This window comes from Enterobacter sp. 186315 (assembly GCF_053290175.1).
Map to the genome: position 1 here is coordinate 1 of NZ_JBPTTK010000001.1, position 26,076 is coordinate 26,076.

The 26,076-nt window shown below is 57.0% G+C and carries 29 protein-coding genes; 9 read left to right on the plus strand and 20 right to left on the minus strand.

Annotation, left to right across the window (positions count from 1 at the left end; all coding sequences use genetic code 11):
- Window positions 1–162: 162 nt before the first annotated feature.
- Genes potD through potA form a run of 4 tightly spaced genes read right to left on the minus strand, consistent with a single transcriptional unit; the run spans window position 163 to window position 3,917 of the window.
- Window positions 163–1,197: a spermidine/putrescine ABC transporter substrate-binding protein PotD gene (gene potD / locus ACSVHP_RS00005; protein ID WP_447550555.1), complete on the minus strand. Its 1,035-nt coding sequence runs from the start codon at window positions 1,195–1,197 to the stop codon at window positions 163–165.
- Entirely contained in the window at window positions 1,194–1,985 is a 792-nt protein-coding gene (gene potC, locus ACSVHP_RS00010; protein ID WP_234673580.1) for a spermidine/putrescine ABC transporter permease PotC, read from the minus strand. The genes potD and potC overlap by 4 nt, the downstream gene beginning before the upstream one ends.
- Window positions 1,982–2,839: a spermidine/putrescine ABC transporter permease PotB gene (gene potB / locus ACSVHP_RS00015; RefSeq protein ID WP_447550557.1), complete on the minus strand. Its 858-nt coding sequence runs from the start codon at window positions 2,837–2,839 to the stop codon at window positions 1,982–1,984. Before potB ends, potC begins: the two co-directional genes overlap by 4 nt.
- Window positions 2,823–3,917, minus strand: a complete 1,095-nt coding sequence (gene potA, locus ACSVHP_RS00020; RefSeq protein ID WP_447550860.1) for a spermidine/putrescine ABC transporter ATP-binding protein PotA — start codon at window positions 3,915–3,917, stop codon at window positions 2,823–2,825. Before potA ends, potB begins: the two co-directional genes overlap by 17 nt.
- Window positions 3,918–4,208: 291 nt before the next feature.
- Here potA and pepT point away from each other — a divergent pair, with 291 nt between their 5' ends.
- Window positions 4,209–5,432, plus strand: a complete 1,224-nt coding sequence (pepT, locus tag ACSVHP_RS00025) for a peptidase T (RefSeq protein ID WP_447550558.1) — start codon at window positions 4,209–4,211, stop codon at window positions 5,430–5,432.
- Window positions 5,433–5,521: 89 nt separating this feature from the next.
- Here pepT and ACSVHP_RS00030 read toward each other — a convergent pair whose 3' ends face one another.
- The 8 genes from ACSVHP_RS00030 to rluE form a co-directional block, all read right to left on the minus strand.
- Complete coding sequence (locus ACSVHP_RS00030) at window positions 5,522–6,643, minus strand: ribosomal protein uL16 3-hydroxylase (RefSeq protein WP_447550559.1); 1,122 nt, start codon at window positions 6,641–6,643, stop codon at window positions 5,522–5,524.
- A 91-nt stretch (window positions 6,644–6,734) separates the two neighbouring features.
- Window positions 6,735–8,198 carry a two-component system sensor histidine kinase PhoQ gene (phoQ, locus tag ACSVHP_RS00035; RefSeq protein WP_447550561.1) on the minus strand — a complete coding sequence of 488 codons (1,464 nt, stop codon included), beginning with the start codon at window positions 8,196–8,198 and terminating at the stop codon, window positions 6,735–6,737.
- Window positions 8,199–8,870: a two-component system response regulator PhoP gene (gene phoP / locus ACSVHP_RS00040; protein WP_152084494.1), complete on the minus strand. Its 672-nt coding sequence runs from the start codon at window positions 8,868–8,870 to the stop codon at window positions 8,199–8,201. It lies immediately after the preceding gene.
- A 122-nt stretch (window positions 8,871–8,992) separates the two neighbouring features.
- Window positions 8,993–10,363 (minus strand): adenylosuccinate lyase, encoded by a 1,371-nt coding sequence (gene purB / locus ACSVHP_RS00045; protein ID WP_234673585.1) that lies wholly within the window; start codon window positions 10,361–10,363, stop codon window positions 8,993–8,995.
- A 19-nt stretch (window positions 10,364–10,382) separates the two neighbouring features.
- Window positions 10,383–11,012, minus strand: coding sequence for a high frequency lysogenization protein HflD (gene hflD, locus ACSVHP_RS00050; RefSeq protein WP_417315321.1), 630 nt, complete (start codon window positions 11,010–11,012; stop codon window positions 10,383–10,385).
- Between the two features lie 27 nt (window positions 11,013–11,039).
- Window positions 11,040–12,152 (minus strand): tRNA 2-thiouridine(34) synthase MnmA, encoded by a 1,113-nt coding sequence (gene mnmA, locus ACSVHP_RS00055; RefSeq protein WP_234673586.1) that lies wholly within the window; start codon window positions 12,150–12,152, stop codon window positions 11,040–11,042.
- Between the two features lie 40 nt (window positions 12,153–12,192).
- Entirely contained in the window at window positions 12,193–12,666 is a 474-nt protein-coding gene (locus ACSVHP_RS00060; RefSeq protein ID WP_447550562.1) for an NUDIX hydrolase, read from the minus strand.
- Between the two features lie 9 nt (window positions 12,667–12,675).
- Entirely contained in the window at window positions 12,676–13,329 is a 654-nt protein-coding gene (gene rluE, locus ACSVHP_RS00065) for a 23S rRNA pseudouridine(2457) synthase RluE (protein WP_417313986.1), read from the minus strand.
- Window positions 13,330–13,446: 117 nt separating this feature from the next.
- Between rluE and icd the strand changes: the two genes are divergently transcribed.
- The 3 genes from icd (at window position 13,447) to ACSVHP_RS00080 (ending at window position 15,785) form a co-directional block, all read left to right on the plus strand.
- A complete protein-coding gene (gene icd / locus ACSVHP_RS00070; protein WP_014069829.1) occupies window positions 13,447–14,697 on the plus strand; it encodes an NADP-dependent isocitrate dehydrogenase in 1,251 nt (416 codons plus the stop codon).
- Window positions 14,698–14,822: 125 nt separating this feature from the next.
- Complete coding sequence (locus ACSVHP_RS00075; RefSeq protein WP_234673627.1) at window positions 14,823–15,068, plus strand: YmjA family protein; 246 nt, start codon at window positions 14,823–14,825, stop codon at window positions 15,066–15,068.
- Window positions 15,069–15,089: 21 nt separating this feature from the next.
- Window positions 15,090–15,785 carry a hypothetical protein gene (locus ACSVHP_RS00080; protein ID WP_447550563.1) on the plus strand — a complete coding sequence of 232 codons (696 nt, stop codon included), beginning with the start codon at window positions 15,090–15,092 and terminating at the stop codon, window positions 15,783–15,785.
- Here ACSVHP_RS00080 and ACSVHP_RS00085 read toward each other — a convergent pair.
- Window positions 15,768–17,258 carry an EAL domain-containing protein gene (locus ACSVHP_RS00085; protein WP_447550564.1) on the minus strand — a complete coding sequence of 497 codons (1,491 nt, stop codon included), beginning with the start codon at window positions 17,256–17,258 and terminating at the stop codon, window positions 15,768–15,770. The genes ACSVHP_RS00080 and ACSVHP_RS00085 overlap by 18 nt on opposite strands.
- 441 nt (window positions 17,259–17,699) lie before the next feature.
- Here ACSVHP_RS00085 and ACSVHP_RS00090 point away from each other — a divergent pair, with 441 nt between their 5' ends.
- Complete coding sequence (locus ACSVHP_RS00090; RefSeq protein WP_234673592.1) at window positions 17,700–17,948, plus strand: GlsB/YeaQ/YmgE family stress response membrane protein; 249 nt, start codon at window positions 17,700–17,702, stop codon at window positions 17,946–17,948.
- A gap of 58 nt (window positions 17,949–18,006) precedes the next feature.
- Here the strand turns inward: ACSVHP_RS00090 and yoaJ are convergent, their stop codons facing one another.
- From yoaJ to ACSVHP_RS00105, 3 genes are read right to left on the minus strand one after another with little or no spacing between them, the layout of a single operon-like run.
- Entirely contained in the window at window positions 18,007–18,081 is a 75-nt protein-coding gene (gene yoaJ / locus ACSVHP_RS00095) for a protein YoaJ (RefSeq protein WP_107704291.1), read from the minus strand.
- Window positions 18,082–18,180, minus strand: a complete 99-nt coding sequence (locus tag ACSVHP_RS00100) for a YoaK family small membrane protein (RefSeq protein WP_112009395.1) — start codon at window positions 18,178–18,180, stop codon at window positions 18,082–18,084. It lies immediately after the preceding gene.
- A gap of 45 nt (window positions 18,181–18,225) precedes the next feature.
- Window positions 18,226–19,248 (minus strand): sensor domain-containing diguanylate cyclase, encoded by a 1,023-nt coding sequence (locus ACSVHP_RS00105; protein WP_447550861.1) that lies wholly within the window; start codon window positions 19,246–19,248, stop codon window positions 18,226–18,228.
- A 314-nt stretch (window positions 19,249–19,562) separates the two neighbouring features.
- On the opposite strand from ACSVHP_RS00105, the gene ACSVHP_RS00110 reads away from it, so the two are divergent.
- Window positions 19,563–19,817 carry a putative hemolysin gene (locus ACSVHP_RS00110; RefSeq protein ID WP_447550566.1) on the plus strand — a complete coding sequence of 85 codons (255 nt, stop codon included), beginning with the start codon at window positions 19,563–19,565 and terminating at the stop codon, window positions 19,815–19,817.
- A 72-nt stretch (window positions 19,818–19,889) separates the two neighbouring features.
- Complete coding sequence (locus ACSVHP_RS00115; RefSeq protein ID WP_447550568.1) at window positions 19,890–20,195, plus strand: hypothetical protein; 306 nt, start codon at window positions 19,890–19,892, stop codon at window positions 20,193–20,195.
- Here ACSVHP_RS00115 and ACSVHP_RS00120 read toward each other — a convergent pair.
- On the minus strand, window positions 20,188–20,541 hold the full coding sequence (locus ACSVHP_RS00120; RefSeq protein WP_447550569.1) for a DUF488 domain-containing protein: 354 nt from the start codon (window positions 20,539–20,541) through the stop codon (window positions 20,188–20,190). The genes ACSVHP_RS00115 and ACSVHP_RS00120 overlap by 8 nt on opposite strands.
- A 142-nt stretch (window positions 20,542–20,683) precedes the next feature.
- Here ACSVHP_RS00120 and ACSVHP_RS00125 point away from each other — a divergent pair, with 142 nt between their 5' ends.
- On the plus strand, window positions 20,684–21,391 hold the full coding sequence (locus tag ACSVHP_RS00125) for a CTP synthase C-terminal region-related (seleno)protein (RefSeq protein ID WP_447550570.1): 708 nt from the start codon (window positions 20,684–20,686) through the stop codon (window positions 21,389–21,391).
- 32 nt (window positions 21,392–21,423) lie between these two features.
- Here ACSVHP_RS00125 and ACSVHP_RS00130 read toward each other — a convergent pair whose 3' ends face one another.
- Window positions 21,424–22,608, minus strand: coding sequence for a CynX/NimT family MFS transporter (locus tag ACSVHP_RS00130; protein WP_417314131.1), 1,185 nt, complete (start codon window positions 22,606–22,608; stop codon window positions 21,424–21,426).
- A gap of 99 nt (window positions 22,609–22,707) precedes the next feature.
- On the opposite strand from ACSVHP_RS00130, the gene ACSVHP_RS00135 reads away from it, so the two are divergent.
- Window positions 22,708–23,499, plus strand: a complete 792-nt coding sequence (locus tag ACSVHP_RS00135) for an AraC family transcriptional regulator (RefSeq protein WP_447550571.1) — start codon at window positions 22,708–22,710, stop codon at window positions 23,497–23,499.
- Here the strand turns inward: ACSVHP_RS00135 and ACSVHP_RS00140 are convergent.
- Both ACSVHP_RS00140 and ACSVHP_RS00145 read right to left on the minus strand, forming a co-directional pair.
- A complete protein-coding gene (locus tag ACSVHP_RS00140) occupies window positions 23,483–23,929 on the minus strand; it encodes a DUF441 domain-containing protein (RefSeq protein WP_234673599.1) in 447 nt (148 codons plus the stop codon). The two genes, ACSVHP_RS00135 and ACSVHP_RS00140, sit on opposite strands and share 17 nt — an antisense overlap.
- A gap of 108 nt (window positions 23,930–24,037) precedes the next feature.
- Window positions 24,038–26,074, minus strand: a complete 2,037-nt coding sequence (locus ACSVHP_RS00145) for a glycoside hydrolase family 31 protein (protein ID WP_447550572.1) — start codon at window positions 26,072–26,074, stop codon at window positions 24,038–24,040.
- Window positions 26,075–26,076 lie beyond the last annotated feature (2 nt).

The window sequence follows — 26,076 nt, forward strand, 5'->3', positions numbered from 1 at the left end:
GGGAGCCCGGGTTGTCAGGGCGGTGGCGGTGAACCGCCCTGACACGTTCACAAGTGTGGTAGCGACAGAGAAGCAAGGAACGTGAGGTGAACGGAATGACCACAACAGCCGTATGTTCCCCTCACCCCAGCCCTCTCCCCAAAGAGGAGAGGGAGTTAGTACTTAGCGTCCCGCCTTCAGCTTCTGATAATACTCTTCATAAATCCGGCTCGCGTCGCCGACGTCGTTCTGCCATTCGCCTTTATTGATAGTTTCCGCGTCAGGGTAGAGCGATTTATCGTTCGCGACGTCCGGGCTTAACAGCTTACGCGCCGCCAGGTTTGGCGTCGGATAACCGATGGTTTCCGCAACCTGTTTTGCCACGTCCGGGCGCAGCAGGAAGTTAATCAGCTTCAGCGCACCCTCTTTGTTTTTAGCGTTTGCCGGAATCGACAGGCTGTCCATCCAGAAGATCCCGCCCTCTTTAGGCCAGACGACTTCAAGCGGCGTACCGGCCTGACGCGCGACCCAGGCGGAGCCGTTCCACACCATGCCCAGATTCACTTCCCCTTCCATGTACGGGTTGGCCGGGTTATCCGAGTTAAACGCCGCCACGTTTGGCATCAGCTTTTTCAGCTCGTTATAGGCAGCTTCAATCTCTTTCGGATCGGTGGTGTTGCCGGAATACCCCAGCTTGCGCAGCGCCATCTGGAACACTTCACGTGCGTCGTCGGTCAGCAGCAGGCTGCCTTTGTACTCCGGCTTCCACAGGTCGGCCCAGCTGGTGACGGTTTTCGGATCGATGGCGTCACTATTGACGCCGATGGCCGTCGCGCCCCAGATGTACGGAATGGAGTAATCGTTGTTCGGATCGAACGGCTTGTTGAGCATCTGCGGATCGAGGTTTGAAAAATTGGTCAGCTTCGTTTTATCGATCTTTTGGATCATTCCCTCTTTGCGCATTTTGTCGACAAAGTAGGTCGACGGCACCACCAGATCGTAGGCCCCGTCTTTGTAGGTCTTGAGCTTGGCGTACATGGTTTCATTCGATTCATAGGTCGAATAAATCACCTTGATGCCGGTCTCTTTGGTGAACTGCTCCAGCAGGCCTGGCGGCACGTACTCGGTCCAGTTGTAGAAGTAGAGCGTTTTGCTGTCATCAGCGTGCGCGGCACCCATCGTGAGCGCCAGCGCCGCAGCGGCGAACATCTTTTTCATTTCATTGTCCCCTGAGATTTTGTTTTATCACGAGCAATAACCTGGCTGGCAATCACCAGAACCAGCGAAAGCAGCAGCAGAATGGTTGCCAGCGCGTTCACCTCTGGCGACACGCCGACTTTAACCATCGAATAGATCTTCAACGGCAGAATTTCATAGCTCGGCCCGGTGACGAACGACGACACGACCACATCGTCCATCGACAGGGTAAAGCTCAGCAGCCACCCGGCCGCGACGGCGGGCATCGCCAGCGGCAGGATGATTTTGCGCAGAATGGTTAACTCGCTGGCACCCAAATCTTTCGCCGCCTCCAGCATCCGCACGTCAAAGCCCTTCAGACGGGAGTAGACGGTGACGACCACAAACGGCAGGCAGAAGGTGATGTGCGAGAACAGCAGCGACCAGAAGCCCAGCTGAACGCCCAGCAGCATAAACAGCACCAGCAGCGAAATCGCCATTACGATGTCCGGCGACATCATCACCACAAACAGCATGCCGCTGACGAAGGGTTTACCGCGAAAACGATAGCGGTAAAGCGCCACGGCGGTGAGCGAGCCGATCAGCGTGGCGAAGGTGGCGGAGAATATCGCCATCGTCAGCGAGTGCTGTGCGGCCTGAAGCAGGCTGTCGTTGTTCATCAGCAGGCTATACCATTTGGTGGTAAAGCCCTGCCAGCTGATCCCGAAGCGCGAGCTGTTAAACGAGTTCACGATCAAAATGATAATCGGGATATAGAGATACGCGTAGATGGCGGTCATAAAACCGCCGCGAAGCAGTCGACCGATCATTCGAGTTCCACCCTTTTATTCAGCAAACGCGACGCGCGCCAGTAGACCAGCAGCATCAGCCCCATCACCACCGTCAGGGTAATGCTGGTCGCCGAGCCAAACGGCCAGTCGCGGATATTCAGGAACTGGCTCTTGATGACGTTACCAATCAGCAGGTTCTTCGCTCCGCCCATCAGGTCAGACACGTAGAACAGCCCCATCGCGGGCAGCATCACCAGCAGACAGCCCGCCACAATGCCCGGCATGGTCAGCGGAATAATAATGCGGATAAAGGTTTGCAGCTTGCTGGCGCCCAGATCGCGCGCGGCTTCCAGCACGGGTTTGTCGAGCTTCTCAATGCTGGAGTAGAGCGGCATGACCATAAACGGCAGCAGGATATACACCAGGCCGATAATCACCGCGCCCGGCGTAAACATGATGCGTATCGGCGTGTCGATGATGCCCAGCCACAGCAGAAACTCGTTCAGATAGCCCTTAGTGCTGAGGAAAATCTTAAGCCCGTAGATACGGATTAACGAGTTGGTCCAGAAGGGAACTATCAGCAAAAACAGCAGCAGAGGGCGCACCTTCTGCGGCAGACGCGCCAGAAACCACGCAAACGGGTAGCCCAGCACCAGGCAGGCAACGGTGGCGATCAGCGCCATATTGAGCGAGTGCAGCAGCACGTCAAAATAGAGCGGATCGAGCAGGCGCGAGTAGTTTTCCAGCGTAAAGACCAGCTTGACGAAATTCGTGTCGTCGCGGGTCAAAAAGCTGGTAACGATGATCATCAGGTTGGGTAAAAAGACAAACAACACAAGCCAACCGACGATCGTGGCAATCACCACATTCTGGAATTTACTTGTGTTCTTCATCAGCCAGCACAACCTCCCAGCTTTCTACCCAGTTGATAACCATTTTCTGATCGAGGGAGTGGTCAAAGTCCGGGTCGTCCTCGTTAAAGAACTCGCTGACCATCACCATCTTGCCGTTTTCGAGCTCCACGACCGACTCCAGGGTCATCCCCTTGTAGTTTCGCTCGCGGATATAGCCGATAAGCCCTTCGGCGTCGGTCTGATCGTGAACCTCATCGACGCGCAGATCTTCCGGGCGCAGCAGAACGTTAAGCTTTTGCCCCGGCTGAACCGGGAAAGTGACGGTGAGATTGCACTCGTGGCCTTCAACGCTGGCGCGAACGCGCCGATCGTCCAGAGGCTCAATCACCGTGGCATCGAAGATATTGATTTCACCAATGAAGCTCGCCACAAACAGGTTTTTCGGCTCTTCGTAGATCTCGCGCGGGGTGCCGTCCTGCTCGATTTTGCCGTCGCGCATCACCACGATACGGTCGGACATGGTGAGCGCCTCTTCCTGATCGTGGGTCACGAACACGAAGGTGATGCCTAGCTTGCGCTGGAGCGCCTTCAGCTCGTTTTGCATCTGCTTGCGCAGCTTGTAGTCCAGCGCGGACAGGGACTCATCCAGCAGGAGCAGACGCGGTTTATTCACTACTGCACGGGCGATAGCCACGCGCTGCTGCTGGCCGCCGGAAAGCTGATGCGGCTTGCGCTGGGCGAACTCTTCCAGCTGCACCATCTTCAGGGCGTCGGTCACGCGGGGAGGAATGTCGCTGGCCGGGGTTTTTTGCATCCGCAGGCCAAACGCCACGTTCTCGAACACGGTCATGTGCGGGAAGAGGGCGTAACTTTGAAAGACGGTATTGACGTGTCGGTCTTCGGCGGGAACCTGAGTGATGTCATGGTTCTCAAGATGGATGTGGCCGTTATCGACGTTTTCCAGCCCGGCGATAAGGCGCAGTACGGTTGTCTTGCCGCAGCCGGAAGGGCCAAGCAGCGTCAGAAACTCACCGTCGTTGATAGTCAGGTTGAGGTCGGAAATCACCTCTTTGCCATCAAAGCTTTTACGAATTCGTTCCAGTTGCACCAGCGGCATAAGGGAACGGGGTTGTGTATTCAATTTTTGCGCTGTCCCGTATAGACGCTTCGACGGGCTTATCGAAGCGGGGTTTGTGTGTAACCACCTTGGTGACTCTTAAAGAGGGCGGCCATTCTACGGCAATCCCCGGCAATCGCCAATCCTTGTCACTGATTCATAAGCTACATTTATAGACGCTGTGCAACATAAACGTAAAATATTCTCGTTTGCGGGATAAAAGTGACCTGACGCAATATTTGCGTTTTGATGCTTATTGATAATGTTGTCACAAAAAGTGAGGGTGGCTGCATGGATAAATTACTTGAGCGTTTTTTACAGTACGTATCGCTGGATACCCAATCTAAAGCGGGTGTTCGACAGGTGCCGAGCACCGAAGGCCAGTGGAAGTTATTAAACCTGCTGAAATCACAACTGGAAGAGTTGGGGCTGGTTAACGTCACGCTGAGCGAGAAAGGCACTGTGATGGGAACGCTGCCTGCCAACGTCGAGGGTGATATTCCGGCGATTGGCTTTATCTCCCATGTTGATACCTCACCGGATTTTAGCGGCAAGCACGTCAACCCGCAGATTGTCGAAAACTACCGCGGCGGTGATATTGCGCTGGGCATCGGCGACGAGGTGCTGTCGCCGGTTATGTTCCCGGTGCTGCATCAGCTGCTGGGCCAGACGCTGATCACCACCGACGGCAAAACCCTGCTGGGCGCGGACGATAAGGCCGGCATCGCAGAAATCATGACCGCGCTGGCGGTGCTGAAAGGCAAAAACGTGCCGCACGGTGATATCCGCGTGGCGTTTACCCCGGACGAAGAGGTGGGCAAAGGGGCGAAACATTTTGACGTCGAGGCGTTTGACGCGAAGTGGGCCTACACCGTAGACGGCGGTGGCGTGGGCGAGCTGGAGTTTGAAAACTTCAACGCCGCGTCGGTCACCATCAAAATTGTCGGTAACAACGTCCATCCCGGTTCGGCGAAAGGGGTGATGGTCAACGCGCTGTCGCTGGCGTCGCGCATTCACGCGGAAGTGCCGGCAGACGAAAGCCCGGAACAGACCGAAGGCTACGAAGGTTTCTACCATCTCACCAGCATTAAAGGCACGGTGGATAGCGCGCAGATGCACTACATCGTCCGCGATTTCGACCGCAAAACCTTTGAGGCGCGCAAGCGTAAGATGATGGAGATCGCCAAGAAGGTGGGCAAGGGTTTGCACCCGGACTGCTATATCGAGCTGATTATTGAAGACAGCTACTACAACATGCGCGACAAGGTGATGGAGCATCCGCATATTCTGGACATTGCCCAGCAGGCGATGCGCGACTGCGATATCGAGCCTCAGCTGAAACCGATTCGCGGCGGCACCGACGGTTCGCAGCTCTCCTTTATGGGGCTGCCGTGCCCGAACCTGTTTACCGGCGGCTATAACTACCACGGCAAGCACGAGTTCGTGACCCTCGAAGGGATGGAGAAAGCGGTGAGCGTGATCGTGCGGATAGCGGAGTTAACGGCGAAACGTTAAAAGATTGCCCGGTGGCGCTGCGCTTACCGGGCCTACGATCGGAACGTAGGCCGGGTAAGGCGTAGCCGCCACCCGGCCACAGACGCTACTCAGTCCTCAAAGAACCAATACCCGCTGTTCACTAGCGCGGCGAGCATGGCGAGGAATGACGGGTCTTCCAGCGCATCACCGAATAGCTTTGCGGTTAAGGTAATATGACCCGCAATCGCATCCAGCGCCGGGCGATGCGGAGAATCGAGCTTCTCGCCGTTCACAAACACATCTTCACCGATGCGCAGCACGCGCAGCCCGCCCAGACGCACCAGCTTATCGCCCTGTTGCAGCGCATCATAAATCTCGTCGGCCTGATACGGCGGCTCCGGTGGCGCAACATCCAGCTCGTGGCGTGACTGGCTGACAAACTCACCGAACCACTGTTTGAAATGCTCCGGTTCGTTGATCAGATCCAGCATCATTCCGCGCAGCTTATCCAGCTCCTGCGGCAGAATATCGGCCGGGTGCTCGCGCGCCGGAACGTCCGGATCGCTGTAGCGGTGGCTGCCCAGCTCGCGCTGAAGAACATAGTCCGCAAAACCGCTGATCATCTCGCGGCCGCTTGGCGCGCGGAAACCGACCGAGTAGTTCAGGGAGTTTTCCAGCGAATAGCCCTCGTGCGGGAATCCCGGCGGGATATAGAGGATGTCGCCCGGCTCCAGCTCCTCGTCGATGATCCCTTCAAACGGATCGACCTGGAGCAGGTCAGGGTGCGGGCAGTGCTGTTTCATTGGCACTTTCTCGCCCACGCGCCAGCGGCGGCGACCGGTACCCTGAATGATGAACACGTCATACTGATCCAGGTGCGGGCCAACGCCGCCGCCCGGCACGGAGAAGGAGATCATCAGATCGTCCATGCGCCAGTCTGGCAGGGCGCGGAACGGGCGCATTAAGGCTGCGGTCGGTTCATGCCAGTGGTTGACCGCCTGTACCAGTAAAGACCAGTTGTTTTCACCGAGGTGATCGTAGCTTTCGAAGGGGCCGTGGCTGACCTGCCATTTGCCGTCCTGATGACTGACCAGACGGCTGTCGACTTCGCTTTCCATGGCCAGGCCGGCCAGTTCGTCAGGGGAGATAGGGTCGACAAAATTCGCAATCCCGCGCTTGAGAACGACCGGGCGTTTCTGCCAGTAGCGTTCAATAAAGTCGGGCCAGTTAAGTGTTAAGTGGTATTCCATATTTTTTTATTCCGCAGGCTCTTACTGAAACGGATTATAACGGAACCAGCAGAGCCTGGGTGCGAGATCCTCGCATTTTTCACATAACGGCTTAACTATCGCTCGATATCAGCTGCTGGCGGGCAAAAATGACTTCCATACGCGCGCCGCCCAGTAAACTCTCGCCGGTTTCGATCTTGCCGTCGTACTGATCGACAATCTCCAGCGCCACGGATAGCCCCACGCCCTGACCCGGACGCAGCGTGTCGACGCGCTGGCCGCGATCGAACACCACGTCGCGTTTGTTGTGCGGAATGCCCGGGCCGTCGTCTTCAACGATGATATGCAGCTCGTTTTCCGTCTGTCGCGCGGAGACTTCAACAAACTCCAGGCAGTATTTGCAGGCGTTGTCGAGGAGGTTGCCCATCACCTCCATAAAGTCGTTTTTTTCGCCAACGAAGCTGATTTCCGGCGAAATATCGAGGCTGATATTGACCCCTTTACGCTGGTAAACCTTATTCAGCGCGGAGGTCAGATTGTCCAGCAGGGGCGCAACCGGATGCAGCTCGCGGCTGAGCAGGGCGCTGCCGGAACGCATACTGGCGCGGTGCAGATAATAGCCAATCTGCTGCGAAATACGGCTGATCTGCTCCAGCATCACCGGCTCGGCGTCGTCGACGCTTAGCTTCGAGCTGCGCATCGAGCGCAGGGTGCTTTGCATCACCGCCAGCGGCGTTTTCAGGCTGTGGGTCAAATCGGTGAGGGTGGTGCGGTATTTATCGTAACGCTCGCGTTCGCTTTTCAGCAGGCGGTTGAGGTTACGCACCAGGCTCGTCAGCTCGCGGGTGGTTTCCGGGTTGAGCTTCTCGCGGTGGTGCTCCTCCAGCTCGCGCACCTCTTTCGCCAGCGACTCGATAGGGCGCAGGCTCCACCAGGCGGCTACCCACAGCAGCGGGATCACCAGCAGCAGGTTGGCGGCCAGAACGTAAACGAACCAGCTCCAGACCATATAGGAGCGTTTAAGCTCAACCGGAATGGTGTCGATCACCACGATGGTGAGCTGCGGCATTTGCGCCGTGGCGGGGTAAAGGTTGATGGCAACGGAGTGCGTCATCTCCGTTTCGTCGTCATCGGCGCGGATCTCATCGAGCTTCTGCTGCAACGAGCGATCGTTGCGGATCAGGGTGCTGGAGGCGTTCAGATCGGCCTCTATCTCGTGAAAACCGTTAGTCTTGAGCCATTCAGGTCGGATGCTTTTAACCAGCCAGGGCACGTCGCGCTGTGCCCAGAGCAGGTGGCCTTTTTCATCGTAAATCAGCGCCATCGTCGGGCTTTGCTGATTCAGATTTTCCGGCATATCCACGCTGATGCGGTTATTTTCCCACTTCGCGAGGGTGTAAAAGAGGTTACTTTCCCCGCGCAGCAGGCGGAACGTGGTCTTATCAAAACTGACGCTATAGCCGACCAGCGCCACCATCCCGTAAGAGAGGGACAGCACCAGCACCACGGCGGCCGTTGCCAGCAGAAAACGAACCCGCAGAGAGAGGGGGAGAATATGACGCAGTAATCTCTTCATTTAGCGTAATTCGAACAGATAACCCTGACCACGCACGGTGGTGATCACATCCTGCGGATACTGCGCCTGGATTTTTTTACGCAAACGCCCCATCAGCACGTCAATGGTATGGCTCTCGCGCAGTTCGGCGTCCGGGTAAAGCTGGAGCATTAAGGAATCTTTGCTCACCACTTTGCCGCTGTTGCGGATCAGCGTTTCCATAATGGTGTATTCAAACGCGGTCAGCTTGATCACTTCATCGTTAATGGAAAATTCACGGCGGGAGAGATCGACCTGGAACGGAGGAATCGAGATCACCTGCGAGGCTAAACCGCTGTTGCGGCGCAGCAGGGCCTGCATTCGCGCGGCGACTTCTTCGATGTGAAACGGCTTGGTGACGTAGTCATCGGCGCCCGCGCTAAGCACTTCGACCTTGTCCTGCCACCCTTCACGGGCGGTAAGCACCAGCACCGGGAGAGAGACATCGTGGCTACGCCAGCGGCGGATCAGCGACAGGCCGTCCTCATCGGGCAACCCTAAATCGACGATGGCGATATCCGGCAGGTGTTCATTGAGATAATAATCGGCTTCTTTTGCATCTTCGGCATCGTCCACCTGATGGCCCATCTCCTGAAGCTGTACTTTCAGGTGATGTCGTAGCAATGCGTTATCCTCAACAACCAATACGCGCATCATCTTTTCTCCCAGAAATAATTGTATGAATAGTTTAACGCCGATTATGTTGCCGTGGGGATAAACATTTAGTAAACCGGGGAAAAGCAGCCCCCTTTCCGGGCGGAAAGGGGGAAGGGAGATTACTTCAGCTCGTCGACCATGGTGGTGGCACGACCGATGTAGTTGGCAGGGGTCATCGCTTTCAGACGCGTTTTTTCGTCTTCCGGCAGCGCAAGGCCGTCGATGAACTGCTTCATGCCTTCGGCGTCTACGCGTTTGCCGCGGGTCAGCTCTTTCAGCTTCTCGTACGGCTTCTCGATGCCGTAACGGCGCATTACCGTCTGAATCGGCTCGGCCAGCACTTCCCAGTTGTGATCCAGCTCGTCCAGCAGTCGGTCGCCGTTCAGCTCCAGCTTGCTTACGCCCTTCAGGGTGGACTGATAGGCGATCAGCGCGTAGCCGATACCCACGCCGAGGTTACGCAGCACTGTGGAGTCGGTCAGGTCACGCTGCCAGCGGGACACGGGCAGTTTGCTCGCCATGTGTTGCAGCATCGCGTTCGCCAGGCCCAGGTTGCCTTCGGAGTTTTCGAAGTCAATCGGGTTCACCTTGTGCGGCATGGTGGAGGAGCCAATTTCACCGGCGATGGTTTTCTGCTTGAAGTGGTTCAGCGCGATATAGCCCCACACGTCGCGATCGAAGTCGATCAGGATGGTGTTGAAGCGCGCGATGCAGTCAAACAGCTCGGCGATGTAGTCGTGCGGCTCGATCTGGGTGGTGTACGGGTTCCACTGAATGCCCAGAGAGGTCACAAACTCTTCGCTGAACTGGTGCCAGTCCACTTCCGGGTAGGCGGCGATGTGGGCGTTATAGTTACCGACCGCGCCGTTGATTTTCCCGAGGATCTCAACCTGCTCAAGCTGGCGGAACTGGCGCTCCATGCGGTACGCCACGTTCGCCATCTCTTTGCCCATGGTGGATGGGGTCGCTGGCTGGCCGTGGGTACGGGAGAGCAGAGGCACATCGCGGTACTCGTGCGCCAGCGCTTTCACCGCGTCGATGATTTTACGCCAGTAAGGCAGCACCACGTCTTTGCGCGCGGCAGAGAGCATCAGCGCGTGGGACAGGTTGTTAATATCTTCCGACGTACAGGCGAAGTGAATGAACTCTGAAACCGCGTGCAGGGCAGGCACCGCAGCCACTTTCTCTTTCAGGAAGTACTCAACCGCCTTCACGTCGTGGTTGGTGGTGCGCTCGATGGTTTTGATACGCGCCGCGTCTTCTACGTTGAAGTCAGCAACGATTTTATCAAGGTAATCGTTTGCCTGGGCGTCAAAAGCAGGAACTTCCTTGATTGCTGCCTGAGTGGCCAGCTTTTGCAGCCAGCGGACTTCAACCTGTACACGAAACTTCAGCAAACCGTATTCGCTGAAGATCTCGCGCAGCGCGCTGACTTTGTCGCCGTAGCGTCCGTCGACGGGGGAAACGGCGGTCAGTGAGGATAATTCCATAATTCGCAACTCCGGGAGGTTAACAATGAGCAAGAATTTGTTTTGCCTGAGTCGTCAGGCGATTACGAGAAAACATTAGTTGCAGGCGGCCACCGCCAACCTGATGCCACAGCACGGCGGCACGAATGCCGGCCAGCAGGGAAGCGCGAACCTTCGCCTGTACCTGTGGGCTTTGCAGAACGGCAGGAGAACCGGTTACCTGAATACGGGGCCCCAGAGGGCTGATGACGTCAACATAAATGCCCGCCATCGCGCTCAGAAGGGTTTCCGATTGCAGATCGAAATGGTCGAGCTGGCGCTGTAAACCGGCGATGCGATCGCCCAGCGTGTCCATCGCGCCTTTGGCACCGCTCAGCTTGCGCTCCAGCACCATCAGGCTCAGCGTGTAGCGCGTCAGCTCTGCATTCAAACCCTGACGGTTGCTGGCGTTGAGCACGCCGAGCAGGGTCTCAAGACCGAGGCGAAGATTGGTTTCGCTGCCACCGAATACGCCCAGCGTAGAGCCGGGGTTCAGATCGATAACGCTGTTCAGCGAAACGTGCAGGGCGTCAGCGTCGCAATGACCCTGATGCGCGAGCTGCTGCACCAGACGGGCAGACTGGCAAATTCCCGCCAGCGCCAGGGTGATGTCGTAATAATTCTTCGCCACACGTTCTCCTTTATGTGTGCAATCGGTTTAAACAGCAGGCAGCGGCAGGCGCTGTTCAATAATGCCGCCACCAAGACAGATTTCACCGTTGTAAAACACGGCAGACTGACCCGGCGTAACGGCAGCGACTGGCTCGTCGAAACGCACTTCAATGCGCTCGTCGTCAATCGCCGTAATGGTGCAGGGAATATCGGTCTGGCGATAGCGCGTTTTCACGGTGCAGCGCAGGGTGCCCGTGACCGGCTCGCGATCGACCCAGTGCAGCTGCTGGGCGATAAGCCCGACGGACATCAGACGCGGATGGTCGTGACCCTGAGCCACAACCAGAATGTTGTTCTCAACGTCTTTGTCGACCACGTACCACGGATCTTCGCTGCCTTCTTTTGTACCGCCAATGCCCAGCCCTTTACGCTGGCCGAGGGTGTGGTACATCAGGCCCTGATGCTGGCCGATTTCGTCGCCGTCGACGGTGACAATTTTACCCGGCTGGGCAGGGAGGTAGCGACCGAGGAACTCGCGGAACTTGCGCTCGCCGATAAAACAGATACCGGTGGAGTCTTTTTTCTTTGCGGTGATCAGATCAAGCTCTTCGGCGATTTTACGCACTTCTGGTTTCTCCAGCTCGCCGACCGGGAACAGGCTTTGGGCAATCTGCTCGTGGCTCAGCGTATACAGGAAGTAGCTCTGATCTTTGTTGCTGTCCAGACCGCGCAGCAGCTGGCTTTTGCCATTTACGTCTGCGCGACGCACGTAGTGACCGGTCGCAATAAAGTCTGCGCCCAAATCTTCAGCGGCGAATTCAAGGAAGGCTTTAAATTTGATCTCTTTGTTACACAGAATATCCGGGTTCGGGGTGCGGCCCGCTTTGTACTCTTCGAGGAAGAGTTCGAACACGTTGTCCCAGTATTCTGCGGCAAAGTTTACGGTGTGCAGTTCGATGCCGAGCTTATCGCACACGGCCTGCGCATCGGCGAGATCCGCGGCGGCCGTACAGTATTCCTCGCCATCGTCTTCTTCCCAGTTCTTCATGAACAGGCCCTCCACCTTATAGCCCTGCTGTTGCAACAGGTAGGCGGAAACGGAGGAATCGACACCGCCGGACATGCCGACGATCACTTTTTTCTGGCTGTTATCTGACATGGAATACTCACGACATTGAACTTCAAGGCGGCGTATTCTATCACGCGCCCCCACCGTTGACACCCTCTGTAAACGGCCAGTTAAATTCCCCGACGATCTCAAGCGGCAGCCGCTGCCCGCTCAGGTAACAGCGAATGCTCTCGGCAACCAGCGGCGAGCGCAGGTTCGGCGCGTTGAGGATCTCCTCAGCGCTGACCCACAGGCAGCGGTCGATATCGTCATCGTGCGGCTCGGTGGCGCACGTTTCGTTAAGCTCGATGGCAAACAGAAAGCGCAAAAACGGCGTGCGGTCCGGGGCAATCCACTGGTGCATACGCACAAGATGCTGCGGCTTGGCGTGAATACCGGTCTCTTCCCACAGCTCGCGCTTTGCGGCCTGAACCAGGGTTTCATCCGCTTCGAGATGCCCGGCAGGCTGATTCCACAGCGCTTTGCCGTTGATGGTCTCTTCTACTACCAGGAATTTACCCGCTGCGTGAACCACGCAGGCGACCGTCACATGAGGTTTAAACATCGTTTCTCCTTAAAGGGGGACGTCCCGCCATTCACCGTTTGCCAGCGTATCCAGCGTATAGTCGCCCATCGCGTAGCGGATCAGGCGCAGAGTCGGGTAACCCACGTGAGCCGTCATGCGGCGCACCTGGCGGTTACGGCCCTCATACAGGGTGATTTTGAGCCAGCTTGTGGGAATGGATTTCCGCTCGCGGATCGGCGGATTACGCGGCCAGAGCCACTCAGGCTCGCTGACGCGCTCAACGCCTGCGGGCAGCGTCGGGCCGTCATTCAGCGTCACGCCCGCGCGCAGCTGCGCGAGCTTTTCGTCGTCCGGCTCACCTTCAACCTGCACGAAATAAATTTTTCCGGTGCGTTTGCCCGGCTGGGTCAGACGCGCCTGAAGCGCACCGTCGTTGGTTAAGACCAGCAGCCCTTCGCTATCCCGGTCCAGACGGCCTGCGGCGTAGACTCCCTGTACGGGAATAAAATCTTTCAGCGTGCTGCGCCCGGCTTCGTCGGTGAACTGCGGCAACACATCGTAGGGTTTATTGAACAAAATGACCCGCTTCGGCTGGTTTCCTTGCGGTCTTCTGGTGGCTTGTCGTGAGCTGAATCGCTCAACCTGGTGATTTCTAAAAGAAGTTTTCTTCATGGTGTTTTCAGACTTTATCAATTGCCGCATTATAGCCTAATAACGAAGACCTTTCATGGCGCGGGACATTCAGGTACTATCGAAAGGCTCATTACAATTTATTAACATAAGATCAGTAACAACCAGAAGCGCTCGAAGGAGAGGTTAATGGAAAGCAAAGTAGTTGTTCCGGCGGAAGGTAAAAAGATCACCCTGCAAAACGGCAAAATTAACGTTCCAAACAATCCGGTTATCCCGTTCATCGAAGGCGACGGTATCGGTGTAGACGTTACTCCTGCAATGCTGAAAGTGGTTGATGCCGCTGTTGAGAAAGCCTACAAAGGCGAGCGTAAAATTTCCTGGATGGAAATTTACACCGGTGAAAAATCAACTCAAGTTTATGGCCAGGACGTCTGGCTGCCAGCAGAAACGCTGGACCTGATCCGCGACTACCGCGTTGCTATCAAAGGCCCACTGACCACCCCGGTCGGCGGCGGTATTCGTTCCCTGAACGTTGCGCTGCGTCAGGAGCTGGATCTGTACGTGTGTCTGCGTCCGGTACGTTACTACCAGGGCACCCCAAGCCCGGTTAAGCACCCTGAACTGACCGACATGGTCATCTTCCGCGAAAACTCAGAAGACATCTACGCAGGTATCGAATGGAAAGCGGACTCTGCTGATGCAGAAAAAGTGATCAAATTCCTGCGCGAAGAGATGGGCGTGAAGAAAATTCGCTTCCCTGAACATTGCGGTATCGGCATTAAACCTTGCTCCGAAGAAGGGACCAAGCGTCTGGTGCGTGCCGCCATTGAATACGCTATCACCAACGATCGCGACTCTGTGACCCTGGTTCACAAAGGCAACATCATGAAGTTCACCGAAGGCGCGTTCAAAGACTGGGGCTACCAGCTGGCGACCGAAGAGTTCGGCGGCGAGCTGATTGACGGCGGCCCGTGGCAGAAGATCAAGAACCCAAATACCGGCAAAGAGATCATTATCAAAGATGTGATCGCCGATGCGTTCCTGCAACAGATCCTGCTGCGTCCAGCGGAATACGACGTGATCGCCTGTATGAACCTGAACGGCGACTACATTTCTGATGCGCTGGCAGCACAGGTTGGCGGTATCGGCATCGCGCCGGGCGCAAACATCGGTGACGAATGCGCGCTGTTCGAAGCGACCCACGGTACTGCTCCGAAATACGCTGGCCAGGACAAAGTCAACCCAGGCTCTATCATCCTGTCCGCAGAAATGATGCTGCGCCACATGGAATGGTTCGAAGCCGCAGACCTGATCGTTAAGGGCATGGAAGGCGCGATTAACGCCAAAACCGTGACTTACGATTTCGAACGTCTGATGGAAGGCGCTAAGCTGCTGAAATGCTCAGAGTTTGGCGACGCGATTATCGCGAACATGTAATCCACTCGCTGGGTTATACAAGAACGGGAGCCGAAGGGTTCCCGTTTTTTATTGTGCTGTCAGAAGCCGCCATTACCCCTTACTATGCACACTACAATCAGCACATCCCAACCGGAGACATGACCATGAACCACGACATTCCGCTGAAATACTATGACATCGTTGACGAGTACGCCTCGGAAACCGCCGCCCCGGTGAGCGACGCAGAGCGCGATCCGCTGGCGCACTATTTCCAGCTGCTGCTGGAGCGCTTATCGAATAACGAAGAGATCAGCGAAGAGGCGCAGCAGGAGATGGCGGTTGAGGCCGGGATTAAGGCGCAGCGCATCGATGACGTTGCCAACTTCCTGAACCAGTGGGGCAATGAATAACGCCGTTTGAAGGACGAACTCATGCAAGACGCTGAACTCGACGCGCTCTACCAGGTAACCAGTGCGGAAACCCTTGCGCTGTGGCGTGAGGAGGAGGGCACGGGTCGCCCGGTGAAGGGCTATTACGATACCCGTAAACTGGCGCTGGCGACGGGATTTCAGCCGCCGGTTTCAGAAGAGATTGCCGGGCTGTTCAGCGAGCTTCAGTCCCTTACCGCCGGGGACGAGCGGGTGGATCTTCAGCCTCTTAACGGTTTTCACTTCACGTTTGTCCCGCTGACGCTGCCGATGTTTGGTGAAAACCAGCCGCTTCCGGCGAAAACGCGTCAGCTTCTCGACGCGTGGTCATCCTTTGAAAACCAGTCCGTCAGGATAGAAGGGCTCAGGCTGGTGGCGCTTGCGGGTCAGCTGCTGCTTGCCGGCATTCCGTTACCGCCCGCAAGCGCGCTGCGCCAGGCGTTTTGCGATGCGATGCTGAAAACCGGCTGGAAGGATGAACTGCTGCTGCGCCACGCCAATACGCCGCTGCCTGCACCGTTCTGGCATACGACGCTGCTGCGCTATCAGGCCGAGCGCTTGCCGGACTCTCTGCGAACGTATTTCCAGGAACGCCAGGCGCAGCGCTACGGAGAGGTTTCAGGAACGCTCAAACTGGTTCGTATCAACTACAACTGGACGCAGTGCTCGCCCGTTGATGCATTACCGCTTGAGTATTAATGCCAGCTCGTCGCGGCTCAGGGATTTGTAGAAATACCATCCCTGAATCAGCGCGTCGGGATAGCGTTCAGAGATAAAAGCGTACTGCGTTTCTGTTTCCACCCCTTCAAAGACCAGCGTTTTATTCAGCTTTAACAGCGCGTCGCAGAAAATCACAAAAATCGCCTGCTTATAGCTTTCGCTAATTCCGTCCACCAGCGACTTGTCGACCTTAATTTCGTCATAGTCCAGATTCGCCAGCCGGGCGATATTCGAATTTTGCACGCCAAAATCATCGATAGATATTTTCACACCGATCGACTTTAAGGCGTTACAAAACTCACCGAGCGTGCCTTCGTGCGCGACGGCTTTTTCCGAGAGTTCGATTTTTATCAGCGATAGCGGAATATTATTAAGCAGGCATTCACGGCGTAGCCGCTGGCAGAAACGGCCGTCCTCAATCTCCGTTCGCCCGACGTTTAGGGATATTAACAGCTGATGTTCTACGGCGAGGGGGGCGATTTCGGCCAGGGATTTTTTAAGCATATTGCTGTAATAAAGATCGTACAGCCCGACCTTCTCGATTAAGGGGATAAACAGCTCCGGTGAAACGTCCGCATCGTTCTGATCCTGCCAGCGGGAAAGCACCTCTACCCCCACGATTTTTTTATCACAGGCGCGAATAACTGGCTGGTAATGCACGCCGATGGTATTGGCTTTTACCGCTTTTACCAGCGTTCTCTCAAGCGACAGGCGGTCTTCATACAGCCGGATGACAAAAAGCGTGAGGGCTGTCCAGATAAAATAGAGAACGATGCCGAGCAGGATAAAGATCGCCGGCGAGAGCGACGCCAGGCCCGCGTCGTTGTGCTTGACGATTACGCATAAATCCCACCGCGTGCTGCACTGGGTCATGGTTATGGTAAACAGCCTGGAGTGTATCCAGCTCTGCTTTTCATTTTGCGAATTGGCGGTAAAAAAGGTTCTGCCGAAATCTTTTGTCGTCGAGCGTAAGGTATAGCTGGCGGTCACCGGGGTAAATTTGTCGTAGGCATAGCGGGAGGTGAAGATAATAAGATTGTTATAAATAGCCGCATTGCCGATGAAAAAATCTTTTTGCGAAAACTGGGCAAGGAGAAAGCCGCTGGGGGTTTCGTGTAATGTGGCGGGGAGGGGAACGGGGTCGATTATATTTCCCCAGTTTGCGGTACACGCTATTTTGCCATTTTCAATAAAGCCCACATCACCGAACCAGGGGCTTTCAAGCTTTATTCGTCGGTAGCGATCCAGACTGGGCTTGTCGCACCCCCGCGTGGTAATGCTTTTAAGCGTTTCCGCGACGCTTTGGGTAAGCCCTTCGGAGTAGTTCAGCAGCGTATTGGCGATTTCACGCTGTTTGCTATTCTGCTGCCCGACGATAATGGCGTTGACGGTATAAAAGGAGAGAAGAACCAGCAGGGTTGAAAGGACAAAAACCGCAATGTTCTTTTTCATTTTACAGCATCCCGTCTGCTCCCTGATTTTCACAAATATTAACACAGGTTATTGAAGTCACAAGCCTGTCGCCTTGTGCTTTTCAGTTCGCGCAAATAGCGTAGCTAAGGTTCTTCTGAGTGAGCGGGCGGTGCGCCGCGGCGGGGAAGCAGAAGCAAAAAAAAAGCCCACTTTAACGTGGGCAAGTAATACTGGAAGCAATGTGAGCAATGTCGTACTGAATACCTGAGTGTTTTGCTCAACTATTCAGTGTTGAGAAAGATAATCTTTCTCAACAAAAGATGCAACCCTATGTTTCGTGTGGAACGTCACTTTTTTTGCGGCTCAGAAAGTGTGCAAACGACCAGCGTGATACCCGTCACAAATTTCCTTTCTGAAATCCTGTGCTATCCTTTTCTGTGTCGTTGATTTAATGACAAAAACCATACAGAGAGGAAAGTTATGGGAATTCTATCCTGGATTATCTTTGGGCTGATTGCGGGGATCCTGGCGAAGTGGATTATGCCGGGTAAAGATGGCGGTGGTTTTATCGTAACCGTAATCCTGGGGATCATTGGTGCGGTCGTGGGCGGCTGGATCAGCACCCTCTTCGGTTTCGGTAAAGTCGATGGCTTCAACTTTGGCAGCTTCGCCGTGGCGGTGATTGGTGCGCTGGTTGTTCTGTTTGTCTACAGAAAAATCAAAAGCTAACGCTGAAACGCGATGAAAGATAAAAAAGGCTGCCTGCGGGCGGCCTTTTTACTGCGCGTTACCACCAGCCGAGCTGCGTTCCGGCGACGGCGACAACGGCCACGATCAGCATAATGATGGTTGTTTTTCTCATTTATGCCCCCGGCGCGGCGTAACCGCCCACAAAAAACCAGGCTAAAAACACCACTGCCGTTATAAAAATAACGACCGGAAAGACTATTCCAATTCTCATGCCATCCCCTGTCTCGGTTGAAATTCCGCCGTAGAGTGTACGGGCTTAATCAATGGTGAGAAAGCCCGTTTTGTTTTTTCTCTTTTTATCCTGATACATCGCCTCGTCTGCGGCGCGCAGCGCGCTGTCCGCATCGGTGTTCTCGGGGTCAACCTCCACCACGCCAAGACTGGCGCCCGGATAAAAGATACGCACGTTCCCGAGCCAGTATTCGCCGGCTATGGTGGCGCTGATACGGGTTTTAATCAGGTTCATCTGCTCGCTTTCGTGTTCACCTTTGCTCAGGCAGGCAACTAAAAACTCGTCGCCCCCCAGCCGCCCGATAATATCGTCCTGGCTCTGTTCGTGCGTGAGCCTTTTGCCTACTTCGATAAGGAACCGATCGCCCGCGTCATGGCCGTAGCGGTCGTTAATGAGCTTAAAGTCGTCCAGATCGATAAAGGCGATAATGGCGTTGCGCTTGAGATGCCGCGCGAGGGAAAACAGCGTCGTCAGGTTCTCGAAGATCGCCCGGCGATTCGGCAGGCCGGTCAGGGCATCGGTATAGGAGTGGGCGATAAGCGCGGCGTTGGCCTCGCGAAGCTGCGCCAGCAGCGACTCTTTCTGGATGTACTGGGCAATCAGCCCGGCAAACAGCTTCAGCACCTGCTCGCCGCGCTCGCTGAGCTGCTTTTTCGCGGTGCTGGTGGCGCAGAGCGTGCCGTACAGCGAGCCGTCGGCGAGGTGGATCGGAATGCTCATGTAGGTGGTTATGCCCAGCGCTTTCGCCGCCTCGCAGTCAGCCCAGCGCTCTGCGACCTCGTTGCTAAAAAAGGTGTCGCTATCAATCGCCCGTTTGCACAGCGTTTCCCCCCATGGAACGCTGAGTCCTTCCGGGATCTGCATCTGCTTGCTGTTGCGGGCGTACAGGATGTGCTGCAACCGGGCGTTGATATCCACTTTCGTCAGATAGGTCGACTCCATGTCGGTGACGATCTCCAGCATTTCAAGGAGCTGACGTACCAGGCTTTCAAGGGATTGCTCGGTGGCGAGAGTTTCTGAAACGCGGGCGAGAATGATATCGGACATGACGTAGGTTAACTCCAGTACAAACGCCGTCTGCATCTGTACTTATGCTGAAAATGTAGGCTGCGGGCATAGTAAAACACGAATATACATCATTTTATATATCCCGAAGAGGGGGAAGCGCAGGCGGGGCGGGCAAAAAAAAGCCCCGCCGTTGAGAGCGGGGCAAAACATCTTGATTACGGAATGATGTTCTCTGGTCATATCGAGAACCTGCACACTATAAAACCGAAAAGTGCAGCTTTAATGGAGAAATCATGGAGAAAGCGCCGCCGGAGGATTAGGCTTAGGCGTGTTAACTTTCAGAAGGAGTGAAAATGAAATACCTGTTGCTGGCCTTGGCCTTACCCCTTGCGGCCTGTTCCGCGTCAAAAACCAGCGTGCCGGATGCGCCAACACCCCCGCAGATCGGCATGGCTAACCCGGCGTCGGTCTATTGTCTGCAAAAAGGGGGAGAGCAGGTTCCGGTCCAGACCCCGCAGGGCGTGCGCACCGACTGCAAACTGCCGGGTGGCGAGGTGATTGACGAATGGAATCTCTACCGTCGCGATCGTCCGCAACCTTCCAGATGACAGCAAAACGCTGACTGCGATATACTTCTCTTTAGGAATATTCTTAACCACCAGTATTCACGCGAGAGAAGTATGTTTCAGCTAAAACCGGGCAGCCTGGCGATGATCGTTGGCGCACGTACCCCTGCGGGCCGCCGCAATATCGGAAAATCCGTTGAACTCTTTGGCCTGTGCCAGCCAGGGCTGCGTTTTGTGAACCCGGTTAACGGCGTGATGACGCAGCTTCCCGCTACCGCCGACCGCGCCCTGTGGCTGGTCACCGGCGATGTCTTTGCCTTCGATAATCAGCACGGTTTTGCCTTTGTTCGCCCTGAGCATCTGATGCCGCTCCAGCCGGACGCTGCCCCGCAAAGACTGGACGAACTGGCAATTAGCTAACCGTAAGATGGCGCAGCCAGTCGGCTAATACCCGCGCGTGATTTTGCTGCGTATCCTTTGCGCCGTAGAGCAGGGTGAGGGTCTCTTTTTTTGCCAGTGCGGCAAGACGCTGGCCTTCCTCCCTGTGCTGCGCAAGCTCTTCCCTGTACGCCTCGCTGAAGGCGGCAAAATCGATGGTTTCGCCGTGATACGCCTTGCGCAGCTCGCTAGAAGGGGTAAGCGCTTTACACCACTCGTCGAAGGCGAGATCGGTTTTTTTGACCCCGCGCGGCCACAGCCGGTCGACCAGAACCCGATAACCGTCTTCTGAGCTTGCCTGCTCGTACACGCGTTTGCATTGAATCATTATCGCTCTCCGTGATGTTCGTCCTGCACACTATAGCACTCCACTTTTGCCCACCCAATTTAAGGTATTGTGATAACAGCAAAAGATCGGTAGTCTGAGGCTCCTTATGTAATGTGATAATTCTTCGGCATAAGGACCTCCCATGGAACTCTCCCCGGTTAAAACCACGCTGCGCATTGCTTTAGTAGGCGATTACAATCCTGACGTTATTGCACATCAGGCGATCCCGTTAGCCATTGATGACGCCGCCGCCGTCCTTGAACTGACCGCCGATTATGACTGGCTCGCCACGACCGAGCTAACCAGCCCGGAAGATCTGGTGGGTTATGATGCCATCTGGCTGGTTCCGGCAAGTCCCTATAAAAATACCGAGGCGGCGTTTATCGCGGCGCGTTACGCGCGTGAAAACAGCGTGCCGTTTCTTGGCACCTGCGGCGGGTTCCAGCACGCGCTGATTGAGTACGCGCGCAACGTGCTGGGCTGGGCCGATGCCGCACACGCGGAAACCGACACCGAAGGCAGAATGGTGATTGCGCCATTAACCTGTTCGCTGGTGGAAAAAACCGATGCCATTGAGCTTCGCCATAACACCCTCATTGCGAAAGCATACGGCAGAGATGAAATCGTTGAGGGATATCACTGCAACTACGGCGTGTCGGCTGAGTTCGCGCAGGCGCTTGAAAGCGGCGATATGCGCGTAACGGGCTGGGACGAGCAGGGCGAGATTCGCGCGGCAGAGCTGATCATCCATCCTTTCTTTGTGATCACGCTGTTCCAGCACGAACGCGCGGCGCTGGACGGCCGTCCGGTGGTGCTGGCGCAGGCGATGCTTCGCGCGGCGCGCGGATAAAAAAAGGCAGACCGAAAGGTCTGCCTTTTTGCTTAGCGGGTCGCGATCTCCCGGTCGCGTCCGGCAAGCACGCCGCACACGGCCATCACCACCGACGCCAGCGCGCAGGCCATCAGCGGAATGCGCCAGTCCCCCGCCGAATCGTGAATTTTGCCCATCAGCGGCGGGCCGCAGGCTGCCAGCAGATAACCAATCGACTGCGCCATACCCGACAGCGCCGCCGCCTGATGCGCAGAGCTGGCGCGCAGGCCGATAAAGGTCAGGCCTAAAATCATGGTCGCCCCGGAGCCAAAGCCGAAAATCAGCGTCCACAGCACCGCCAGATCCGGCGCAAACCAGTATCCCGCCGCGCTGACGGCGCACATCAGCGCCACGCATCCGGCGATCCCGCGCTGATCTTTCAGCCGATGCAGAACCAGCGGCACCGCCAGCCCTGGAATGGCGGTGGCAAGCTGCAACAGACCGTGCATCGATCCGGCTTCGGCCTCGCTGTAGCCGTGGCTGAGTAAAATGGCGGGCAGCCAGCCGATTATCACGTAGTAAATCAGCGAGTTGATGCCGAGGAATAAAGTCACCTGCCACGCCAGCGCGGAACGCCAGATGGCGCGGTTGTGCAGCGCGCCGGCCCCCGTCACGGTGGCGACCGGAGCCTGCCGCCACTGGGGGAGCCACAGCAGCAGCGCCACCAGCGGAAACACCATCAGCATCAGCAGCGCGCCGTGCCAGCCCGCGCCTGCGGCAAGGGGAACAATCAGGGCCGAGCCCAGCGCCGCCGACGCGCCCATCGTCAGCGAGTAGGCACCGGTCATTCTGGCGACCTGCCCGGAAAAATCACGCTTGATCAGCCCCGGCAGCAGCACGTTGCCGAGCGCAATACCGCAGCCAATCACCGCCGTGCCGATAAACAGCAGCGGCGCCGAGGGCAGGGAGCGCACCCCAATGCCGACGCAGATCAGCAGCAGGGCGATAAACAGGCTGCGCTCGATACCCATGCGACGCGCCACGCCAGCCGCCAGCGGGGAAATCAGCGCAAAGGCCAGCAGCGGCAGGGTGGTTAGCAGCCCCGTTTGCGCGGTGCTTAAACCATAGTCCTGGCGAATGGTGTCGAGCAGCGGTGCCGCACCGGTAAAGGTGACGCGAAGCGTGGTGGCAATCATCAGGATGCCTGCAATCAGCAGCGCGCCCTGTTTCCCTGAGGGACGAAGTGCAGTAGTCATTGTTTTCTCGAACGTTAAAGCGAGCGCACACGATACCGATTTTCACGCCTGTTGAAATCAAGCTAAAATGACAGTTTATCGCTCATATCGGACAACTTAATGATTGGTCTGGGACTTGAAGGCTACGACCCCGACAGCCAGCACGACGCGGCGGTGGCGTTCCGCATCCGCGTGGTGGCAGAAGAACAGCACATTCCCGTGCACCAGCACCGCAAAGGGCAGCTGATCCTCGCGCTGGGCGGGGCCATTACCTGCGAAGTGGAAAATGCGATGCTGATGGTGCCGCCGCAGTACGCGGTGTGGATACCCGGCGGGCTGCCTCACAGCAACAAGGCCACGCCCAGCGCCCAGCTCTGCTTTTTGTTTATTGAACCCGGCGCGCTTGGCCTGCCGGAACGCTGCTGCACCCTGAAAATATCCCCGCTGGTGCGCGAGCTGATCCTGACCCTTGCCGCGAAAACGGCGCAGGAGCGCCAGCTGCCCGCCACCGCGCGGCTGATCGACGTGCTGTTTGACGAACTGCTGCTGCAACCGCAGGAGCACCTGCAACTGCCGGTCTCCGCGCATCCTAAAATCCGTCTGATGAGTGAAAAAATGGCCGAGGAGCCCGCCGGGTGGCAAACCCTCGGGCAGTGGGCGCACCACTTCGCCATGAGCGAGCGCAACCTGGCGCGGCTGGTGGTCAAAGAGACCGGACTGAGCTTTCGGCGCTGGCGGCACCAGTTGCAGCTTATCGTGGCGCTACAGCTGCTGATCCGCGGGCAATCGGTGCAGCAGGTGGCGCAGTCGCTGGGCTATGACTCCACCACCGCGTTTATCACGATGTTCAGAAAGGGGCTAGGGCAGACCCCCGCCCGCTATGTGGCGAATCTGGCTACGACTTCCCGATAAACAGCGACACCAGCCCGGCGGCGATCAGCGGGCCCACCGGCACGCCGCGGAACAGCGCCACGCCCAGCACCGTGCCCACCAGCAGCCCGGCGACCAGCGACGGCTGGCTGCTCATCAGCGTTACGCCTCGCCCGCCGAGCCACGAGACAAAAATACCGACGCCAATGGCTACCAGCGATTTCCAGTTCACAAAAGAGTGCAGAAGCGTTGAGGCGGGCAGCGTGCCGCTGGCGATCGGGGCCATCACGCCGATGGTCAGAATAATGATCCCGACGGTCAGCCCCTGTTTTTCGATCCACGGGAAGAAGGTGTTTAACGGGGTCACGCGCACGATGATCAGCACCAGAATGGAGATCGCCACCGTGGTGTTGTGGCTGATAAAACCGAGCGCGGCCAGAGCCAGAAGTATCATAAGAGTGGGGTCGAACATGACGGGATCCTTGCCAAAAAATAGTAAGCCCGCTTACTTTACGCGCAAACGCGAAAGCAAACAGGCTTTAATCAAAAATAACGCTATTTTTTGGGCACTTGCCTCAGATCAGGCGGTTAGCTGAGCCACCAGCGGGCTGCCGTCGCGCACGAACACAGGGATGGTATCCAGCGCCGCCTGCACCGAAATACGCTCGCCGCCCTTATAGCGTTCACCGTTCAGCGCAACCCAGCTGTCTCCGGCCGGGAGCCACACTTCGCGCTCGCGCTGCCCGGCGTGCATCACCGGGGCCACCAGCAGATCTTCACCAAACAGATACTGATCTTCCGTCTGCCAGCTTTGCGGCTCCTGCGGGTAGTGCCAGAACAGCGGACGCATCAGCGGATCGCCGTGCTGGTGGGCATTTTCATAAAGCGCATCTATGTACGGGCGCAGGGTTTCGCGCACCGACAGCCAGCGCTGCATGATGGCAAAGTTCTCCTCGCCGTAGCTCCACAGCTCGTTCGGGGAGCCGCTGTTGCACTGCGGAATACCGTCGCGATAGCGTTCCGGCGGCTGGATCTGCGGCTCACGGTAGCCGTGCATACGCAGCACCGGGGTAAAGACCGCCCACTGGAACCAGCGGATCAGCAGCTCGTGGAACGCCGGATCGTTCACGTTTCCGCCCTGGAAGCCGCCAATATCGGTGGTCCACCACGGGATCCCCGCCATGCCCATATTCAGCCCGGCGGCAAGCTGGTTGCGAAACGCGTGGAACGAGGAGTGAACGTCCCCCGACCAGGCCAGCACGCCGTAGCGCTGGCTGCCCGCCCAGGCGCAGCGCACCAGGTTCACGATGTCGGTTTCACCGTTGGCCTGCAACCCGTCGTAAAAGCCCTGGGCGAAATCACGCGGATAGCGGTTGCCCACCTCCAGCACCGGCCCGGCGTAATAGCGATAGTTGTCAAAATCGTAGGCGCGATATTCCGGCTCCGCTTCGTCGAGCCAGAACAGCGTAATGCCCAGATCGTAATAATTTTTCTTCACCGTATCCCAGACAAACTCCCGCGCCTGCGGGTGCGTAGCGTCGAAGAAGGTGGTATTGCCCATAAAGTCGAGGTTCACCTGCACGCCGCGCTCGCTGCTCACCAGCCAGCCTTTGGCCTTCATCAGCGGATAGAGCGGGCTGCGCGCCTCGACGGTCGGCCAGACGGACACCATCAGCGCGATGCCCATTTCGCGCAGCTCGTCGACCATCGCTTTCGGATCCGGCCAGTCGATCGGATCAAAGCACCAGGTCCCCTGATTGGGCCAGTGGAAGAAGTCGATCACCATCACCGACAGCGGCAGACTGCGGCGGCGATATTCCCGCGCCACGTCGAGCACCTCCTGCTGGGTGCGGTAGCGCAGCTTGCACTGCCACAGGCCGCTGATAAACGCCGGGGCCTGGGGCGGCGTGCCGGTGGCCTTGACGTACTGACGGGTGATATCGGCCACGCTGTCGCCTGCGGTGATCCAGTAGTCCATCTCGCCCGTGACCCGCGCGCGCCATTCGGTCTGATTTTTGGCAAAGCTCGCTTCGCCAATCGCCGGGTTGTTCCACAGCAGGCCATAGCCCAGGCTCGACTGCATAAAGGGCACGCTGGCCTGAGAGTTACGCTGCGCCAGCTCCAGCGTACAGCCCTTCAGATCCAGCCACGGCTGTTGATACTGGCCCATGCCGTAAATGCGCTCGTCCGGACGCGATTCAAAGCGCACCGTCAGCTGATATTTGCCGCCCGCCAGCGGCTTAAATTCGCGCCCGTCGAGCTTAAGGGCGCTGACGTATTTGTCCTGACTCTTTTCGCTGGCCCCGATCCCCACCGTGGAGCGCTGACGCCACATCTCTTCCAGCAGCAGCTCGCCGCGCTGGTTGTAGAAGGCGAGCTGGCCCTTGAGGTTCAGCGTGGCGGTGATGTTGCCGTTACGCAGGGTCAGGCTTTCGGCCTCCGCCGCGATCGCGGGCGAGCAGGCGGGCGCGGGCAGCAGCGCATGGGGCTCGTCGGTGAAGCCCGGCGCGCAGGTCGCCCTGACGCGGAGGCTGTTTTCCCCCCAGGGTTCGATACGCAGGATCTGACGTTCGAAACGCCACTCGATGCTGTCGGCATGTTGGATCAGCTCACTCATGA